Annotated in this window: 17 protein-coding genes; 8 read left to right on the top strand and 9 right to left on the bottom strand. The window is 70.7% G+C overall.

Annotation, left to right across the window (positions count from 1 at the left end; all coding sequences use genetic code 11):
- Positions 1-2 precede the first annotated feature (2 nt).
- The 4 genes from NGK70_RS21805 (at position 3) to NGK70_RS21790 (ending at position 4,438) form a co-directional block, all read left to right on the top strand.
- Positions 3-677: a nitrate reductase gene (locus tag NGK70_RS21805; RefSeq protein WP_251970563.1), complete on the top strand. Its 675-nt coding sequence runs from the start codon at positions 3-5 to the stop codon at positions 675-677.
- Positions 674-2,026 (top strand): (Fe-S)-binding protein, encoded by a 1,353-nt coding sequence (locus tag NGK70_RS21800; protein ID WP_251970562.1) that lies wholly within the window; start codon positions 674-676, stop codon positions 2,024-2,026. The genes NGK70_RS21805 and NGK70_RS21800 overlap by 4 nt, the downstream gene beginning before the upstream one ends.
- 4 nt (positions 2,027-2,030) lie before the next feature.
- On the top strand, positions 2,031-3,773 hold the full coding sequence (locus tag NGK70_RS21795) for a nickel-dependent hydrogenase large subunit (protein ID WP_251970561.1): 1,743 nt from the start codon (positions 2,031-2,033) through the stop codon (positions 3,771-3,773).
- Positions 3,774-3,856: 83 nt separating this feature from the next.
- Positions 3,857-4,438, top strand: a complete 582-nt coding sequence (locus NGK70_RS21790) for an NnrU family protein (RefSeq protein ID WP_251970560.1) — start codon at positions 3,857-3,859, stop codon at positions 4,436-4,438.
- Positions 4,439-4,478: 40 nt separating this feature from the next.
- On the opposite strand, the gene NGK70_RS21785 is transcribed toward NGK70_RS21790, so the two are convergent.
- The 9 genes from NGK70_RS21785 to NGK70_RS21745 all read right to left on the bottom strand — a co-directional run bounded on the left by NGK70_RS21785 (position 4,479) and on the right by NGK70_RS21745 (position 12,900).
- Positions 4,479-5,057, bottom strand: coding sequence for a DUF4337 domain-containing protein (locus tag NGK70_RS21785; RefSeq protein ID WP_251970559.1), 579 nt, complete (start codon positions 5,055-5,057; stop codon positions 4,479-4,481).
- A 2-nt stretch (positions 5,058-5,059) separates the two neighbouring features.
- Positions 5,060-5,596: a dihydrofolate reductase gene (locus NGK70_RS21780; protein WP_251970558.1), complete on the bottom strand. Its 537-nt coding sequence runs from the start codon at positions 5,594-5,596 to the stop codon at positions 5,060-5,062.
- Positions 5,593-6,522 (bottom strand): DMT family transporter, encoded by a 930-nt coding sequence (locus NGK70_RS21775; RefSeq protein WP_251970557.1) that lies wholly within the window; start codon positions 6,520-6,522, stop codon positions 5,593-5,595. The genes NGK70_RS21780 and NGK70_RS21775 overlap by 4 nt, the downstream gene beginning before the upstream one ends.
- A gap of 30 nt (positions 6,523-6,552) precedes the next feature.
- Positions 6,553-7,410 (bottom strand): thymidylate synthase, encoded by an 858-nt coding sequence (locus NGK70_RS21770; protein ID WP_251970556.1) that lies wholly within the window; start codon positions 7,408-7,410, stop codon positions 6,553-6,555.
- 127 nt (positions 7,411-7,537) lie between these two features.
- Positions 7,538-7,939 (bottom strand): hypothetical protein, encoded by a 402-nt coding sequence (locus tag NGK70_RS21765; RefSeq protein WP_251970555.1) that lies wholly within the window; start codon positions 7,937-7,939, stop codon positions 7,538-7,540.
- 40 nt (positions 7,940-7,979) lie between these two features.
- Complete coding sequence (locus tag NGK70_RS21760) at positions 7,980-9,164, bottom strand: rhodanese-like domain-containing protein (RefSeq protein WP_251970554.1); 1,185 nt, start codon at positions 9,162-9,164, stop codon at positions 7,980-7,982.
- Between the two features lie 92 nt (positions 9,165-9,256).
- Positions 9,257-10,495: a YeeE/YedE thiosulfate transporter family protein gene (locus NGK70_RS21755; protein WP_251970553.1), complete on the bottom strand. Its 1,239-nt coding sequence runs from the start codon at positions 10,493-10,495 to the stop codon at positions 9,257-9,259.
- A gap of 126 nt (positions 10,496-10,621) precedes the next feature.
- The gene (locus tag NGK70_RS21750) at positions 10,622-10,990 is read right to left on the bottom strand and encodes a PilZ domain-containing protein (RefSeq protein WP_251970552.1); all 369 of its coding nucleotides are present in this window, start codon (positions 10,988-10,990) and stop codon (positions 10,622-10,624) included.
- A gap of 53 nt (positions 10,991-11,043) precedes the next feature.
- A complete protein-coding gene (locus NGK70_RS21745; RefSeq protein WP_251970551.1) occupies positions 11,044-12,900 on the bottom strand; it encodes an ABC transporter transmembrane domain-containing protein in 1,857 nt (618 codons plus the stop codon).
- A 121-nt stretch (positions 12,901-13,021) separates the two neighbouring features.
- On the opposite strand from NGK70_RS21745, the gene NGK70_RS21740 reads away from it, so the two are divergent.
- The 4 genes from NGK70_RS21740 to NGK70_RS21725 are packed head-to-tail and all read left to right on the top strand — an operon-like array spanning position 13,022 to position 18,082.
- Positions 13,022-13,591, top strand: a complete 570-nt coding sequence (locus NGK70_RS21740; protein WP_251970550.1) for a MarR family winged helix-turn-helix transcriptional regulator — start codon at positions 13,022-13,024, stop codon at positions 13,589-13,591.
- Positions 13,592-13,596: 5 nt separating this feature from the next.
- Complete coding sequence (locus NGK70_RS21735) at positions 13,597-15,168, top strand: efflux transporter outer membrane subunit (protein ID WP_251970549.1); 1,572 nt, start codon at positions 13,597-13,599, stop codon at positions 15,166-15,168.
- A 57-nt stretch (positions 15,169-15,225) separates the two neighbouring features.
- A complete protein-coding gene (locus tag NGK70_RS21730) occupies positions 15,226-16,476 on the top strand; it encodes an HlyD/EmrA/EmrK family protein (RefSeq protein ID WP_251970548.1) in 1,251 nt (416 codons plus the stop codon).
- Complete coding sequence (locus NGK70_RS21725; RefSeq protein ID WP_256490701.1) at positions 16,469-18,082, top strand: DHA2 family efflux MFS transporter permease subunit; 1,614 nt, start codon at positions 16,469-16,471, stop codon at positions 18,080-18,082. The genes NGK70_RS21730 and NGK70_RS21725 overlap by 8 nt, the downstream gene beginning before the upstream one ends.
- The last annotated feature ends 23 nt before the right edge of the window (positions 18,083-18,105 follow it).

Raw genomic sequence — 18,105 nt, 5'->3', positions numbered from 1 at the left:
TGATGGACTGGACGCCCCTCGAACTGCTCGATTTCGCCCGCGGACCCGCACTCGAGTTCGCAATGATCGTGTTCGTCTTCGGTGTGCTCTGGCGCCTCGTCGGCGTGCTGCTGCTGCCGCGAATGCGGGATCTCTCGCCGGCCCGCGAGGGCGCCCCGCCCGGCTGGCTGGGTGCGGCGCGCACCATCGTGCGCCGCATGTGGCCGCGCCGCGAGTTCATGCCGGCCACGCTGTTCGTCACGATCAACAGCTACGTCTTCCACCTCGGTCTGGCCATCGTGGTCTTTGGCCTCGGTCCGCACATCCTGTTCTTCCAGGAGGTGTTCGGGCTGACCTGGCCGGCGCTGCCGACCAACCTGGTGGCCGTCGTCGGCGCCATCACCTTCGCCTCGCTGCTGGCGGTGCTGGTGCGGCGCATGACGAACCCGGTGCAGCGGCTGCTGTCCCATGCGGGCGACTACCTGAGCTGGGCGGTGACCTTCCTGCCCGTGCTGACCGGCCTGCTGGCGGCCAACCCGATCGGCGGGCGCTACGAGACGCTGCTGGCGCTGCACCTGCTGAGCATCGCCGCGCTGCTGATCTGGTTCCCGTTCGGCAAGCTGATGCACGCCTTCCTGTTTGCCCTCTCGCGCGGTGCCACCGGCCTGCGCTTCAGCCACCGGGGAGTCAAGGCATGAGCGCCCCCGTCACTTCTGTCACTTCCGTTCCCGTTGCGGCCAAGCCAGCGGTCAAGCCGAACTATGACCAGCAGGGCAGCCAGTCTGACCAGGCCCGCGTCGATGCCGCGATGCGGAGCTTCGTGCGCGAGTTCGGCGTCACCGCGGCGCTGCACATGGAGAGCTGCGTGCGCTGCGGCCTGTGCGCCGAGGCCTGCCACTTCCACGCCGCCTCGGGCGAGGCCAAGCACACGCCGATCTACAAGCTGGAGCTCTTCCGCCGCGCCTACTTCCGCGAGGCCTCGCCCTTCGCGCCGCTGGTGCGTGCGCTGGGCCTGGTGAAGGCACCCAGCATCGCCGAGCTGCAGCAGTGGCAGGAGCTGATCTACGACTCCTGCTCGATGTGCGGGCGCTGCACGATGGTCTGCCCGATGGGCATCGACATCGCCGAGCTGGTCAAGGAGGCCCGCCACGGCATGTTCAAGGCCGGGCTGATCCCCGAGCGCCTGGCCCTGATGGACCGCACCGCCCGCCAGTGGGGCAGCCCCGCGACGCCGGCCGAGGACCTGCCGGACATCCTGGCCGAGGTGGCCGAGGAGCACGGCGTGCCGATCCCCTGCGATCTGGAGCGCGCCGACGTGCTGGTCACCGCCGCGCCGGCCGAGCTGGGCGACCACACCAAGGCCCTGGCGGCCGCGGCGAAGATCCTCAACCAGGTGCGCCAGAAGACCGGCCAGAGCTGGACGATGCACCAGGGCGGCTTCGACGCCAGCAACATCGGCTTCAACAACGGCGACATGGAGCTGCAGGAGCGGCTCACGCGCGCCCTGATCGACACCGCGGTGAAGATCGGTGCGCACACCGTGCTGCTACCCGAGTGCGGCCATGCCTACGGCGCGGCGCGCTGGGAGGCCGCCAAGTGGTACGGCCGGGCGCTGCCGGTGCGTGTGATCCACATGACCGAGTACCTGGACGAGCAGCTCCGCGCCGGCACGATCCAGGTCAAGTCGATCGCTGCGACCGCCACCTTCCACGACCCCTGCCAGATCGTGCGCCGGGGCGGGCTGGAGGAGGCGGCGCGGCGGGTCGTCGCGGCGCTGGGCTTCGACCTGCGCGAGCTCAAGGACCACGGCCTGCTCGGCTACTGCTGTGGCGGCGGCGGCGGGGTGGTGTCCAACCAGCGCGCCGCACCGCTGCGCCACAAGGTCTTCGAGATCAAGCGGGCGCAGGTGGAGGCCACCGGCGCCGAGCGCTTCGTCACCAGCTGCGGCCAGTGCCGCATCACGCTGGAGATGGGCGCCAAGCAGGCGCACTGGAACAAGAAGGTCGAGAGCCTGCTGGAACTGGTCGCCGACAACCTGGTGGAATGAAATCATGAATAAACGTGTCGTCGTCGACCCCATCACCCGCATCGAAGGCCACCTGCGCATCGAGGCCGAGACCTCCGCCGAGGGCGCCATCACCGGCGCCTGGAGCTCGGGCACGATGGTGCGCGGCATCGAGATCATCCTGCAGGGCCGCGACCCGCGCGAGGCCTGGGCCTTCGCGCAGCGCATCTGCGGCGTGTGCACGCTGGTGCACGGCATCGCGTCGGTGCGCTCGGTGGAGGACGCACTGAAGTGGTCCATCCCGGCCAACGCGCAGCTGATCCGCAACCTGATGATCGCCGCGCAGCATGTGCACGACCACGTCATGCACTTCTACCACCTGCATGCGCTGGACTGGGTGGACGTGGTCTCGGCGCTCAAGGCGGACCCCAAGGCCACCTCGGCTCTGGCGCAGTCGATCTCCAGCTGGCCCAAGTCCAGCCCGGGCTACTTCGCCGATACGCAAAAGCGCATCAAGCAATTCGTCGAGAGCGGCCAGCTGGGCATCTTCGCCAACGGCTACTGGGGCCATCCCGCCTACCAGCTGCCGCCCGAGGCCAACCTGATGGCCGTGGCGCACTACCTGGAGGCGCTGGCCTGGCAGCGTGACGTGGTGAAGCTGCACGCCATCTTCGGCGGCAAGAACCCGCACCCCAACTTCCTGGTCGGCGGCTCGCCCAGCCCCTTCAGCGCGGGCCCGGGCAGCCAGGGCAGCGCGGCCACCGCGCTGAACGTGAGCACGCTGGCGGACATCCGCGCCATCATCCGCTCGATGCAGACCTTCGTGGACCAGGTCTACGTGCCCGACACGCTGGCCATCGCCGGCTTCTACAAGGACTGGTTCGCCCGCGGCGAGGGCCTGGGCAACTTCATGACGGTGGGGGACTTCCCGTCCAAGGGCATGGACGACCCGGCGTCGATGTTCATCCCCTCCGGTGTGATCCTCAACCGCGACCTGACCCGCTTCGAGCCGGTGGACCTGCGCGACCCGGCACAGGTGCAGGAGTTCGTGAGCCACTCCTGGTACGACTACGCCGGCGGCAAGGACAAGGGCCTGCACCCCTACGACGGCGAGACCACGCTGCACTACACCGGGCCGAAGCCGCCCTACGAGCAGCTCGATGTGGCGGGCAGCTACTCCTGGCTGAAGTCGCCGCGCTGGCGCGGCAAGGCGGTGGAGGTCGGCCCGCTGGCGCGCGTGCTGACGCTCTATGCCAAGGGCCACGAGCCGACCAAGGCGCTGGCCGACCAGGCGCTCAAGGCGCTGGACCTGCCGCTGACGGCGATGTTCTCCACACTGGGGCGCACCGCGGCGCGCACGCTGGAGTCGAAGATCTTCGCCGACCAGATGATGAGCTGGCTCGACCAGCTGCAGGCCAACCTGAAGGCCGGCGATGCCTCGGTGCACAACACCGCGCTGTGGGATCCGAAGACTTGGCCCGCCGAGGCGAAGGGTGTGGGCTTCATGGAGGCGCCGCGCGGCGCACTGGCGCACTACATCGTCATCCGCGACCAGAAGATCGCCAACTACCAGGCGGTGGTGCCCAGCACCTGGAACGCCGGCCCGCGCGATGCCACCGGCCAGCCGGGCGCCTACGAGGCGGCGCTGATGGACCGCCACCAGCTGCACGACCCCAAGCAGCCGCTGGAGATCCAGCGCACCATCCATAGCTTCGATCCCTGCATCGCCTGCGCGGTGCACGTCACCGACCCGGCGGGCGAGGAGCTGAGCTCGATCCGGGTGAACTGAGGCCCGCGGCCGGCTGGGCAGGCCGACTTCCCCGATACTGCGCCCATCGATGGTTTGTCACGAGAGGTGACCGTATGGCGGGCATGGTGGCCTTGGTCCTGGGCTTGGCGATCTTCCTGGGGGCGCATTCCGTGCGCATCGTTGCGCCTGACTGGCGGGAGCGGCAGATCGCCCGGCTCGGCGAGAACCCCTGGAAGGGGCGCTACTCGCTGGCCAGTGCGCTCGGGCTGGGGCTGATCGTCTGGGGCTATGCGCAGGCCCGCACCGCGCCGGTCGATCTCTGGTTGCCACCGCTGTGGACCCGCCACCTCGCCGTGCTGCTGGTGTGGCCGGCCTTCATCCTGTTGGTGGCGGCCTACGTGCCGGGCACGCGCATCAAGGCGAAGCTGCACCACCCGATGCTGCTGGGAGTCAAGCTCTGGGCCGCGGCGCACCTGCTGGCCAACGGGCGGCTGGCGGACCTGCTGCTGTTCGGCAGCTTCCTGCTCTGGGCGGTGCTGGATTTCCGCAGCGCCCGTGGGCGCGACCGGGCTGCCGGCACCCCCTACGCGCCGGGCAACGGCGCCAAGGACCTGGTTGCCCTGGTCATCGGCACGCTGGCCTGGGCGGTGTTGGCGTTCTGGGCCCACGCCTGGCTGTTCGGCGTGGCGCCGCTGGGGCGCTGACCGGGACGGCTCGGACCCTCCCCGCCAGTATGAGCGGGGCTCAGATGTGCATCAGCGCCGCGCCACCCAGCGCAATGCCGATGCCGGCCAGGCCGAACATGCCCCACTCCAGCCACTTGCGGCGGGTCAGCAGGGCCATGGCGGCCATGGCGATCGAGATCTGCAGCGCGGTGGTGGCCTGCGCCCAGCGGTGGTGCAGGTGCATCTGGTCGTCACTCTGCTTGTCCCAGTCCTTGGCTTCGGCTTCGAGCTTGTCGGCGGCGGCCTTGATCTCGCCCTTTTCCTTCTTGTAGCGCTCGATCTCGGACTTGTACTGCTCCTTCTTGTCCTCGGTCACCAGCACCAGTGCCAGCTCGGCCAGGTTCTGCTTGCCGCTCTTGGCCTGGTAGTAGTTCCACTGGTTGGAGGCCTCGGTCTTCTTGATCGCGGCGTTGTTCTTGTACAGCCCGGCGTTGGCCTGGGTGGCGCCGCCCATGTAGGAGAACAGCGCGCCGATGGTGGCCAGGATCGCGGTCATCACCGCGATGGTGCCGGCGAAGCGGTCCTTGTCCGCGTGGTGTGCGGCGTGCTCCAGTTCGTGGTCGTGGGGGCCGTGGACGTGAAAGCCGTGTCCGGACATGCTCAGATTCCTTGCGGGGCGTTGGAGGGGTTGCGTCGGTAGGTGACGAAGGCGAAGTCGAAGCGATTCGGCGGGGCCGCATGATGCCGTTCGCGTGTGACTTCCTCGAATCCGGCGGTGCGCCAGTCCGGGAAGAACACGTCCGCATCGGGCACGTCCAGGTCCAGCTCGGTCAGCAGCAGCTCGTCGGCCAGCGGCAGCGCGGCACGGTAGAGCTCGCCGCCGCCGATCACGAAGGCGCGTGGCGCCGGACCCGCCGCGGCGCGCGCGTCCTCCAGGTTGCCCGCACGCAGGGCGCCCTCGGCCTGCCAGGCGGCATCGCGGGTGACGACGATGTTCGTGCGCCCTGGCAGGGGCCGAAAGCGCGGCGGTAGCGACTCCCAGGTGCGCCGCCCCATGATCACCGGCGCGCCCTGGGTGCTGGTGCGGAAGTGCTTCAGGTCCTCGGGCAGGTGCCAGGGCAGGGCGTTGCCGCGGCCGATGGCGCCGCCGCGCGCGACGGCGGCGATCAGGATGAGGCGGGTCCGGGTCCGGGTCATGGCTGGCGGTCCTGTGGCGCCGGGGCCGGCGCAGGGGCGGGGACCGGAGCGGGAGGCGCACGGCGGATCAGGGCGCTGGCGATGGCGGTCATGATGCAGGCGGCGGCCAGCCAGTCGTTCAGGTGCGGCACCTCGCCGACGATGGCGGTGGCCGTGGCGATGCCCACCAGCGGCACCGCCATGATCGAGAAGGCGCTGGCGCTGGGCGGCAGGTTGCGTGCCAGGCTGAACCAGAGCACCTGGGCGTAGCCGTAGTTCAGGAACACGCCCCAGACCAGCGAGCCCCACATGGCGGGCGAGAAGCGCGTCACGTCCGGCACCGGTTCGGCCAGCGGCGCGGCGATCCAGAAGAACAGCGCGCCGAAGACCAGCATCCACACCGTCACCACCTCGGTGGGCAGGGTGCTGCGGGTGCGGCGCATCATCACCGTGCCGGCGGCCCAGCCGAGCGCGGCCAGCTGCATCCAGGCCACGCCCAGCGGACGTCCGGCCAGGCGGCTCAGTTCATGGAAGGACAGCAGCCCCACCGCAGCGATGGCCGCCACCAGCGACAGCAGCACCCGCGGGCCCAGCCGCTCCATGCCCAGCAGCACGCCGATCAGCACCGTCCACACCGGCATCGTGAAGCCGAGGATCGACGCCCGCCCGGAGGCCAGCTCCTTCAACCCCAGGATGGAGAAGAAGTGCCAGCCGATGATGTTGGGCAGCGCCAGCCAGAGCACCCGCGTCCACTCGCTGCGCGGCAGGCGCAGGCTCTGGCCACGCCAGGAGAAGTACAGCGCCAGCGCGAGGGCGCCACCGCCCATCGTGAGGGCGCGGAACCACAGCGGCGTGAGCTCGCGCAGCGAGAACTTCATCATCGGCCAGTTGGTGCCCCACATCAGCGTGAGCAGCACCAGCATGCCGAGCTGGCGGCGTTGCAGCATGGGTGCGACCTGTGACCGCAGATCGGCCGGTCAGACCGCCACCGGCGCCTTGATGGCGGGGTGGTGGCGGTAGTCGAGCAGCTCGAAGTCCTCGTAGACGTAGTTGAAGATCGACGCCGGCCGGCGCCGGATCTGCAGCGTGGGGTAGGGCAGCGGCTCGCGCGCCAGCTGCGTCACCACCTGCTCGTGGTGGTTGTCGTAGATGTGGCAGTCGCCGCCGGTCCAGATGAAGTCGCCCAGGTCCAGGTCGCACTGCTGCGCCAGCATGTGGGTGAGCAGCGCGTAGCTGGCGATGTTGAAGGGCACGCCCAGGAAGATATCCGCGCTGCGCTGATACAGCTGGCAGCTCAGCCTGCCACGCCCGCCTGGTTGTCCGGCAGGTGCGGTGGCGGGGGTGACGTAGAACTGGAAGAAGGCGTGGCAGGGCATCAGCGCCATCTGGTCCAAGTCGGCCACGTTCCAGGCGCTGACGATGATGCGGCGCGAGTCGGGGTTGGTCCGCAGCTGCTTCACCACCTCGCTGATCTGGTCGATGTGGCCGCCGTCCGGCGTCGGCCAGTTGCGCCACTGCACGCCGTAGACCGGGCCGAGGTCACCGTCCGCGCGGGCCCATTCGTCCCAGATGGTGCAGCCGCGCTCCTGCAGCCACTTCACGTTGCGCCCGCCCTGCAGGAACCACAGCAGCTCGACGATGATGGCCTTGAGGAAGACCTTCTTGGTCGTCACCAGCGGGAAGCCTTCATTCAGGTCGAAGCGCATCTGGTGGCCGAACACGCTGCGCGTGCCGGTGCCGGTGCGGTCGCCCTTGGCCACGCCGTGCATCCAGACATGGCGCAGGAAGTCCTCGTACTGGGAGCGCACGGGGCGCGTGGCGGATGGCTCGGACATGACGTGCTGATGCGGCCGCACAGGCGGCCATGGGCGGGAGGGGTCGCATTGTAGGAGGCCAGGTCCGGCCTCTGCCGGCACCTGGTCAGCCACGTTCAGCGGTCCGCCGTCGCGCCGTCGCTGTGCCTCAGTTGCAGCTGGCGGGCGCGTCGCCGTCCTTGGCGCCCTTCATCAGGAAGGCCCGCAGATCCTCCTGAAGCTCCTGGTCCGGCACGTCGATGAATTTCTCGGCCGCCTTGTTGCCGGCCTTGATGCTGGTCCGGTAGGCCTTGCTCCAGTACTGGCTGACCGTGTCCTTGCCCTTGGCGTGCTTGTCGGCGGCGAGATAGGCCGTCCAACCGGCCTTGAGCCGGGTGCTCGGTGCGATCGAGCCGACGGGCAGCGTCACGTGGCAGGATGTGCAGACGCTGCGGTAGTAGATGCGACCGCGCTTCCAGTCGGCCTCGTAGGCCTGGAGGGTGATCGGCAGGGCCAGCAGTGCGACGAGCGCGGCGGCGGCTGCTGCTGCGGTGGTGGGGCGGTGGTTCATCTGGACACTCCTGTGCGATGCATGCCGGGCGGGCCCGGGGTCACTTCTTCTCGCTGATCGTGACGCTGCCGTCGGCGGCGAACTTCGTGTCGGCGTCCAGGAAGAAGGCCTTCAACTGCGGGCGCAGCATCTTGACCAGGTCATAGGCCTCGCCGGAACGCGCGCCCGTCCCGCAGATGAACACCACCGGCTTGTCGGCCGGCAGGCTGTCGGCCTTCTTCTCGAGGTCGTTGATCGGGAGGTTGACCGATCCCCTGGCGGCACCCGCCGCAAATTCCTTCGGGTCTCGCACGTCCACGAGCATGAGCGACGTCGGCGCCTCACGCCAGACCTGCTGGAACGATGCCACGCTCACCGAGCCCTTCTCCTTGCCCGGTTGCAGCGTTGCAGCGGTGGCCGCCGGGGCTGCACCGCCCATGGCGGCTGCGGACGGTCCGGCTACCGCTGCGCCGTGGGCCTTCTCCCATTCGGGGTAGCCCTCGGGATAGGTCACGACATTGGTGTAGCCCAGCTTGCGTGCCTTGTCGGCCGACTTCTCGGACAGCACGCATTCCAGGCCGCCGCAGTAATAGACCAGCAGCGTCGACTTGTCGGCGGGCAGCTTGTCGACGTTCCTGTCGAACTCCGTGTCCGGGATGTTGATGGCCGTGGGGATCATGCCCTTGTCGGCCACCCGCTTCGGCCGGGCGTCGATCAGGGTGTGGGCGGCCTTTTCCTCGATCAGCTTCCTGACCTGTGCCATCGAGATCGCCACGGTGCCGCCGTTGGCCTTCCAGTCGGGCATGCCGGCCGCGTAGACGCGGATCTGCGAATAGCCCAGCTTCTCGGCCTTGAAGGCCGAGTTGTGACTGAGCATGCATTCCAGCCCGCCGCAGTAGAAGATCAGCTGCGTGGCCCTGTCCTCCGGCAGCTTCTGCACGAGCTTCTCGAACTGCGTGTCCGGGATGTTGATCGCGCCGGGGATGTGGCCCGGGTCGAACTGCCGAGCCGCGGGTCGCGAGTCGACCAGCAGCACACCCTTCTTCGGTGGGATGTCGACGTTCTCGCGCACCTGTGCAAACTCGATGAGGCGCGGGTACCAGCCTTCCCTGGGCTGGCCGGCCGCGGCAGCTGCGCTCCAGGCGCAGCCCGGCAGGAAGGCCAGTGTGAGCAGGGCGGTCGACACGAGGGCCTGGTAGCCCCGTCCCGGCGGCAGCGAATGCAGTCTGATGGATGCCAACTTCATGGGTTTCTCCTCGAACCAGATGGGTGTGCCCACCCGCCTGCCGGCCGTTCAGTTCGCCTGCCGGCCAGGACCGGGCGAGCCCGTTGACTCGCTCACAGCAGCGTGAATCGCTCCGTGGATTCGTTGTATCGAACGAGGCCGTACCAGACCGCCAGGGCGAGTGCTCCGACGAGCAACGTCGGCCCCCAACCTCCGATCAGATCGGGCCAGTAGGCCTGGAAGCCCACCCCGGTGACCTCGAAGGTTTCCAGGTTGGTCTCGTCGATCGCCGTCCAGCCGGCCTTCTTGAACAATGCGCTCGCGATCGAGCCGATCCAGGCGAAGGACAGCAGCGTCACCCACAGCTTGACGTGCCCCTCCCCCATGCGCCAGAGCGAACCCGACGCACAGCCGCCGCCAAAGACCATGCCGATGCCGAAGATCAGGCCGCCCAGCAGCGAACCCACCCAGAACGTGGCGGGGATGGCCAGGTAGGGGTCGATCACCTTCTTGTGGAACAGCAAGGCCGCCATCGGCATCGCAATCGCCAGGGCCAGGATCACGGCCTTGGTCATCTCGCCCTCGGCGGTCACGAAGGGTTCCCGGAAGGCCCGCGCAAAGCACAGGCGCGAACGATGCAGCACGAACCCGATCGCGAAGCCACCCAGCACGATGGCGGCGCGCGTCACCAGAGCCGCATCGCCGCTCTGGTACCAGCCAACCGCCCAGGCCAGCACACCCGCCACCACGGCGATGCCGAACCAGGGCATGGCCCGCACCGTGCCGGCCGACAGGGACGTGGCCTGTGGGGGTGCCGTGCCCCATTCGATGTGCTCGATCGCCCAGAGAAGCAGCTTCATGCCGAGGGCTGCGCCCGCCAGCAGTCCGATGCCCATCACCCAACCGGCGGGAGAGGCGTACATCACCGGGTTGAAGAACCCGCCGGTCGTGCAGCCACCGGCGAGTGCGGCGCCAATGCCCATCAGGCCGCCGCCCAGCACCGCCCAGACGTATTCGAGTCTGGGAGCACGCTGCGGCCGGAACTGGGCAGACAGCAGCGCGGCCGCGAAGGCGCCGAGCACCAGCGCCGTGTTCATCAACGACATGCGGTGGGTCAGGAACCCGTCGAACTCCCCAGGCAGGCCCAGCAGTGGCCCGAGCCCGAGCAGGGCGTTGATCCGGTCACCCCAGTACTTGACGCCACCGAAGACACCCCAGATGGCCCCGTTGACCATCAGCCCGAGCACCACCATGACCAGCAGTACCGCGCCGAGATAGGGGGACCAGGGATCGACGAAGACCCTGCGAAAGTCGGCGCGGAAGCCCTCGCGCACGACCGGAGAGCTGCTCATGTTGCCCGTCCGCGTGATTCACGATACGTGAACCAGTATGGGCTTGAAGGGGGCTGTGCCCTTGATGCAGGTCAGCGTTGCCCGACCCCGGCAGTGTCCCGGCGACCGGCCTTGATGCAACGCGAATCAGGCTCCCAGGCGCAGCCGGCGCACCCACTGGTGCAGGAAGTGCTGCGCTTGCGGGCCGATGTTGGCCCACACGCCGCCGATGCGGAAGTCGTGGCCCTGCATGACGACGAACATCACCTTGAGCGTGGCCGGCACCGCCAGCACGTGGGTGGGGTCTTCCAGGTCCGGCACGCCCAGGGTCAGCTGCAGGTTGCTGCGGGCCTGCGCGCAGTAGTCGGACTGCAGGCCGATGCCGTTCTCAGAGATGTCGCGCACCTTGGCGTCGTACTGGCGGCCGTCGGGCAGCTCGATGCGCGCACGCCAGGCCACGGTATAGCGTGGCTCGCGGCGGGCGTCGATCTGCTGGTCGAGGTGGGGAGCGCTCATCGGTCTGGGAAGGATGCTGGCCAACAACGATACACCGGCGGCCGCCTCCTCTGTTACCTATCGGCCGAGCTGGCGTCCGGCTGTAGCTGCGGCACGTCGAACTGCATGGCGGCCAGACGGGCGTACAGCCCGCCGCGCGCCACCAGGTCGGCGTGGGTGCCCTGCTCGACGATGCGGCCCTGATCCAGCACCACGATGCGGTCGGCGCGCTGCACCGTGGCCAGGCGGTGGGCGATCACCAGCGTCGTGCGCCCGGCCATCGCCGCCTCCAGCGCGGCCTGCACCATGCGCTCGCTCTCGGCGTCCAGTGCGCTGGTGGCCTCGTCGAGCAGCAGCAGCGGCGGGTTCTTCAGCATCGCGCGGGCGATGGCGATGCGCTGGCGCTGCCCGCCCGACAGGCGCACGCCGCGCTCGCCGAGGAAGGTGCGGTAGCCCTGCGGCAGCGCGCTGAGGAAGTCGTGCGCGAAGGCGGCGCGGGCGGCCGCGACCACTTCGTCGTCGCTGGCGTCGGGCCGGCCGTAGCGGATGTTCTCCATCGCATCGGCGGAGAAGATCGTGCTGTCCTGCGGCACGATGCCGATGCGCTGGCGCAGCGCGGCCAGCGAGGTCGCGCCCACCGGCACGCCGTCGAGCTCGATCGCGCCGGCCTGCGCGTCGTAGAAGCGCAGCAGCAGCTGGAACACGGTGCTCTTGCCCGCGCCGCTGGGGCCCACCAGCGCCACCGTCTCGCCGGGGCGCACCGTCAGGTCGATGTCGTCCAGCGCGGCGCGGTCCGGGCGGCTCGGGTAGTGGAAGCGCACCCCCGCCAGCCGCAGCGCCGAGCCGCCGCGCACCGGCGGCAGCGCCACCGGCGCGGCCGGCTCGGCCACCGGCGAGCGGCTGGCGAGCAGCTCCATCAGCCGCTCGGTGGCGCCGGCGGCGCGCAGCAGGTCGCCGTAGACCTCCGACAGGACCGCCACGCTGCTGACCAGCAGGATGACGTAGACGACCGTCTGGCCCAGGTGGCCGGCGCTGATCTCGCCGTGGATCACCGCCTGGGTGCCCTGGTACAGGCCCCAGAGCAGCGCGCCGAAGGTGGCGCTGATGATGAAGGCGACCAGGAAGGCGCGCACCCGCGTGCGCCGCCGGGCGGTCTCGAAGGCGTGCTCGGTCGACGCGGCGAAGCGCTGCGCCTCACGCCGCTCCTGGGTGTAGCTCTGCACCACGGGGATGGCGTTGAGCACCTCGGCGGCGATCGCGCTGGAGTCGGCCACGCGGTCCTGGCTGGCGCGGCTGAGCTTGCGCACGCGCCGCCCGATGAACAGGCTGGGCAGCACCACCAGCACCAGGATGCCCAGCACCTGCGTCATCACCGTCGGGTTGGTGATCACCAGCATCACCAGCGCGCCCAGGCCCATCACCGCGTTGCGCAGGCCCATGCTCAGGCTGGAGCCGACGACGGTCTGCACCAGCGTGGTGTCGGTGGTCAGGCGCGAGAGCACCTCGCCGCTGCGGGTGGTCTCGAAGAACTCGGGGCTTTGCTGCACCACGTGGCCGTAGACGGCGTTGCGCAGGTCGGCGGTGACGCGCTCGCCCAGCCAGCTCACCACGTAGAAGCGCGCCGCCGAGAACACGCCCAGCGCCGCCCCCACCGCGAACAGCGCCAGGAAGTGCCCGCGCAGCGCCATCACCCGCGCGCCGGGGTCGGTGGCGACCAGGCCCTCGTCGATCAGCGCGCGCAGCGCCAGCGGGAACACCAGCGTGGCCAGCGCCGCCAGCACCAGGAACAGCCCGGCCAGCACGATCACGCCGCGGTAGGGCCGCAGGAAGGGGAACAGCCCGCTGAGCGAGCGCACCGGGCGCCGCCCGGGTGCGGGGTCGGAGCCGGCGGCGCTCAGGGTCGAGGCCAGCGTCGAGGAGGTGGATGCCATGGGGCGCGAGTGTAGGCAGCCGCCGTGACCGGATCACTGCCGCCCGGAAACTCCCAGGAAATTATGAGCCTATTCAATGTTTGTCTGAGCATTCATTGACTGATCAATTATTATCCGACCGATGGACCCTGTTCCGACCCCTTCCTCCGACCCGTCGCCGCCTGCCGGCTCGTCCGCGTGCTCGTTCTACCAGCCGGACACGCTGCGCCCCGAGCAGAGCATCGGCTACCTGATGCGGCGTGCGCTCACCTCCATCGCCGCCCAGGTAGACCGCCACTTGGTGCAGCACGACCTCACGCACGCGCAGTGGCTGCCGCTGTACAAGCTCACCCGCTCCGGCCCGAGCCCGGTGGCCACGCTGGCGCGCGAGCTGCAGCTCGACCCGGCCGCGGTCACCCGGGCGCTCGACCGCCTGGAGGCCAAGGCGCTGGTGCGGCGCGTGCGCTCGCTGACGGACCGCCGCGTCGTGCTGGTCGAGCTCACCGACGAGGGCCGGCGCCAGGCCGAGGTGGTGCCCGGCGTGCTGGCCGATGTGCTGAACCGCCACCTGACCGGCTTCAGCGAGGCCGAGTGGCAGACCCTGGTCGAGCTGCTGCAGCGCCTGGCGGCCAACGCCGAGGCCCTGCGTGACCCCGGCTGCTGCGCTGCGGCGCCGGCCTCCGTGCTGCCCCTCTCTTCCGACGCGCCATGACTCTGATGCCCTCTTCCTCCCTCACCGCACCGGGCCAGCGGGCTGCCACTCGTCCCCACCGGGCCCGCGCCGCCACGAAGGCCGCCAAGAAGGCCGCCACAAAGGTCGCCGTGCCGGCCCTGCTCGCCCTCCTGCTGGCCGCCTGCGCCTCGCCGGGCGTGCAGCGTGCCCCCGCCGCGCTGGCCGCACCCGCCGACCTTGGCCTGGCCGATGCCGCCAGCCCCGCGGTGGCCGTCGCCTGGTGGCAGGCCTGGGGCGATACCGGGCTGGATGCGCTGGTCGAGCGCACGCTGGCTGGCCAGCCCACGCTGCGCCTGGCGCAGGCCCGGCTTGAACGCGCTGGTGCGGTGATCGGTGCCGTGCGCGGCGAGGACGGCCCGCAGGTCGCCCTGAACGCCGACGCCACCCGCCAGCACTACACCAAGAACGGCATGGTCCCCGCGCCAATTGCCGGCCACACCTGGGACAGCGCCAACCTGACGCTCGGCCTGGGCTGGGAGCTGGACCTGTGGGGCCGGCGCCAGGCCGCGCTGGCCGCGGCCCTGGGCGGCGAGCGCGCCGCGCGCGCCGAGGTGGCCGCCGTGCGCAATGCGCTGGCCACCCAGGTGGTGCGCGGCTGGGTCGCGCTGGCCCGGCTGTTGGCCCAGCGCGAGGTGGCCCAGCGTGCCCTGGCGCAGCGTGAGGAGATGCTCGCCCTGATCCGCCAGCGCGTGGCCGCCGGCCTGGACACCCAGGTCGAGCAGCGCCAGGGCGAGGCGGCGTTGCCCGATGCCCGCGTGACGCTGGAGGCACTGGACGAGCAGATCCGCCTGCAGCGCCACCAGCTGGCCGCGCTGTCGGGCCAGGCGCCGCAGGCCCTCGACGCGCTGGCGCCGCGGCTGGACGCGCTGCGGGCCGCGCCGGTGCCGGAGGGCCTGGGCGCCGACCTGCTCGGCCGCCGCCCGGACGTGGTGGCCGCGCGCTGGCGCGTCGAGGCCGCCAGCCAGGAGGTGGTGCAGGCGCGCACGCGCTTCTACCCGGATGTGCGCCTGTCGGCCTTCGTCGGGCTCAGCTCGCTCGGGCTGGATCGCTTTTTGGACTTCGACAGCCGCACGCTCGGCGCCGGCCCGGCGCTGCGCCTGCCGATCTTCGAGGGCGGCCAGCTGCGCGCGCAGCTGCAGGGGCGGGCCGCCGAGCGCGACGCCGCGATCGCCCAATACAACCAGACCGTGCTCGACGCGGTGCGCGAGGCCGCCGATGCGCTGGCCTCGCAGGCCTCGCTGCAGCGCCAGCGTACCGGGCAGGCCCAGGCCCAGGCCGGGGTGGAGGCCGCCTACGGGCTGGCGCAGCAGCGCTACCGCGCCGGGCTGGGCAACTACCTGGTGGTGCTCAACGCCGAGAGCCAGCTGCTGGCGCAGCGCCGCCTGGCGGTGGACCTGGCCGCGCGCCAGCTCGACACGCAGGCCGCACTGATGAAGGCGCTGGGCGGCGGCTGGGCCGACCCGGTCGCGGCCACCGCCTCAGCCAGCGCTACTGCCAGCACTACTGCCAGCACTACTGCCAGCGCCACGGCGACCCCTGTCGCTGCAGCCCGCTGACCGGCGCGCGCTGCCGGCGACCCCGAACCGAACACCTTCGAACCCGAATCCGCTCCCATGTCCACTCCGACTTCCCCCGCCACCGCCGATTTCTCTGCCCAGGCCCGCCGCCGCAAGGCGCTGGGCGTGGTCGGCACCGTCCTCGTCCTGAGCGCCGCGGGTTACGCCGCCTGGGCGCTGTTCGCCACGCCGCGGGAGAGCACCGACAACGCCTACGTGCAGGCCGACGTGGTGCAGATCACCCCGCAGGTGGCCGGCACGGTGACGGCCATCCACGCCGATGACACCGACTTCGTCCGCGCCGGCCAGCCACTGGTGAGCCTGGATGCGGCCGATGCGCGCATCGCGCTGCAGCAGGCCGAGGCCCAGCTGGCCCAGGCGGTGCGCGAGGCACGCACCCTCTACGCCAACCGCGCCGGACTGCAGGCGCAGGTCAAGCTGCGCGTGGCGGAGGTGGAGCGCATGCAGGCCGACCTGAAGCGCCTGCAGGACGACGTGGCGCGCCGCCAGCCGCTGCTGGCCAGCGGCGCGGTCGGCCAGGAGGAGTTCAAGCACAGCCAGGCCCAGCTCGACGGTGCGCGCAGCGCACTGGCGGCGGCCCAGTCGGCCCTGGCCGCGGCGCAGGAGCAGCAGCTGGCCGGCGCGGCGCTGACCGAAGGCACCGACGTGGCCGGTCACCCTAACGTGCAGCGGGCCGCGGCCCGCGTGCGCGAGACCCACCTCGCGCTGACCCGTGCTGCGCTGCCGGCGCCGCTGGACGGCTACATCGCCCGCCGCAGCGTGCAGGTCGGCCAGCGCGTGCAGCCCGGCGCGCCGCTGATGGCCGTGGTGGCGCTCGGCCAGGTCTGGGTGGACGCCAACTTCAAGGAGGGCCAGCTGCAGCGCCTGCGCATCGGCCAGAGCGCCGAGCTGACGGCGGACGTCTACGGCAAGAAGGTGGTCTACCACGGCACCGTGGCCGGCCTGGGTGCCGGCACCGGGGCGGCCTTTGCGCTGCTGCCGGCGCAGAACGCCACCGGCAACTGGATCAAGATCGTGCAGCGCGTGCCGGTGCGCATCCGCCTCGACCCCAAGGAGCTGGCGGCGCACCCACTGCGCGTGGGCCTGTCGATGGAGGCCACGGTGGACGTCTCGAAGCAGGACGGCAAGATGCTCGCCGACGCCCCGCGCAGCCAGCCGCTGGCCAGCACCAAGGTGTTCGATGCGCCCGAGCAGGCCGCTGAAGCGGCGGTGCAGCGCATCATCGCCGCCCATCTGGGCGCCCAGCCCAAGCCGGTGGCCGCCGCCAAGGCAGCCCGCCATGGCTGAGGCGATCACCGCGCCTGACGCCGGCAGCCCACCGGCTCCGGCACCGGCGTCGTCTGGAGCGCGTGCAGCGCCCGCCCCGCTGACGGGCTCCGCCCTGGTGCTGGGCACGCTGGCGCTGTCGCTGGCGACCTTCATGAACGTGCTGGACTCGTCGATCGCGAACGTCTCGCTGCCGGCGATCGCGGGCGACCTGGGCGTGAGCCCCAACCAGGGCACCTGGGTGATCACCAGCTTCGGCGTGGCCAACGCGATCTCGGTGCCGCTGACCGGCTGGCTGACGCGGCGCTTCGGCGCGGTGCGGCTGTTCGTCGCCAGCGTGTGGCTGTTCGTGCTGGCGTCCTGGCTCTGCGGTTTCGCCCACAGCCTGGAGTGGCTGGTGGCCTTCCGCGTGCTGCAGGGGCTGGTGGCCGGGCCGATGATCCCGCTGTCGCAGACCCTGCTGCTGTCGAGCTACCCGCCCGCCAAGGCCGGCATGGCGATGGCGATGTGGGGCATGACCACGCTGGTCGCGCCGGTGGTCGGGCCGCTGCTGGGCGGCTGGATCACCGACAACTTCGCCTGGCCCTGGATCTTCTACATCAACGTGCCGGTGGGCATCGGCGCGGCGCTGCTGGCCTGGGCGCTGTACCGCCACCGCGAGACGCCCACCCACAACGTGCCGATCGACAGCCTCGGCCTCGCCCTGCTGGTGGTGGGCGTGGGCTCGCTGCAACTGATGCTCGACAAGGGCAAGGAGCTGGACTGGTTCGCCTCCGACCAGATCGTCGTGCTGGCGCTGGCCGCGGCGGTGGCGCTGGTGCTGCTGGTGATCTGGGAGCTGACCGATGACCACCCGGTGGTCGACCTGCGCCTGTTCGCGCGGCGCAACTTCCTGGTCGGCTCGCTGAGCATCTCGGTGGCCTACGGGCTGTTCTTCGGCAACGTGGTGCTGCTGCCGCTGTGGCTGCAGCAATTCATGGGCTACAACGCCACCCAGGCCGGCATGGCGATGGCGCCGGTGGGCCTGCTGGCCATCGTGCTGACGCCGCTGGTGGGCCGCAAGGTGTCGGTGTGGGACCCGCGCCGCATGGTCACCGGCGCCTTCATCGTGTTTGCGCTGGTGCTGTGGCTGCGCTCGCAGTTCACCGTGCAGGCCGACTTCGGCACCATCCTGGTCCCCACCCTCCTGCAGGGCGCGGCGCTGGCGTTCTTCTTCATCCCGCTGAACATGCTGACGCTGTCGGGCCTGACGCCCGACCGCATCCCGGCGGCGGCGGGCCTGTCCAACTTCCTGCGCATCACCGCCGGCGCGATGGGCACCTCGGTGGCCACCACGCTGTGGGAGAGCCGCGCGGCGATGCACCATGCCCACCTGGCCGAGCAGCTGCACGCCGGCAACGCCACCTTCCAGCAGGCGCTGGCGGGGCTGACGGGCAGCGGCCTGTCACAGCAGCAGGCGCTGGCCCAGGTCACCCGGCTGATCGACCAGCAGGCCTACACCCGCGCGGCCGACGACATCTTCCTCGCCTCGGCCTGGATCTTCCTCGGCCTGATCGGGTTGGTCTGGTTCACCCGGCGGCCTGCGGTGCGCGGCGGCGTGGCGGGGGATGCGGGCGGCGCCCACTGATCGCCACCGGAGCAATCCTGCGC

It is taken from the genome of Sphaerotilus microaerophilus, assembly GCF_023734135.1.
Lineage (GTDB): Bacteria > Pseudomonadota > Gammaproteobacteria > Burkholderiales > Burkholderiaceae_C > Sphaerotilus > Sphaerotilus microaerophilus.
Note: the sequence above shows the minus strand (reverse complement) of the source record. Positions and strands in the feature narration are given on the sequence as shown.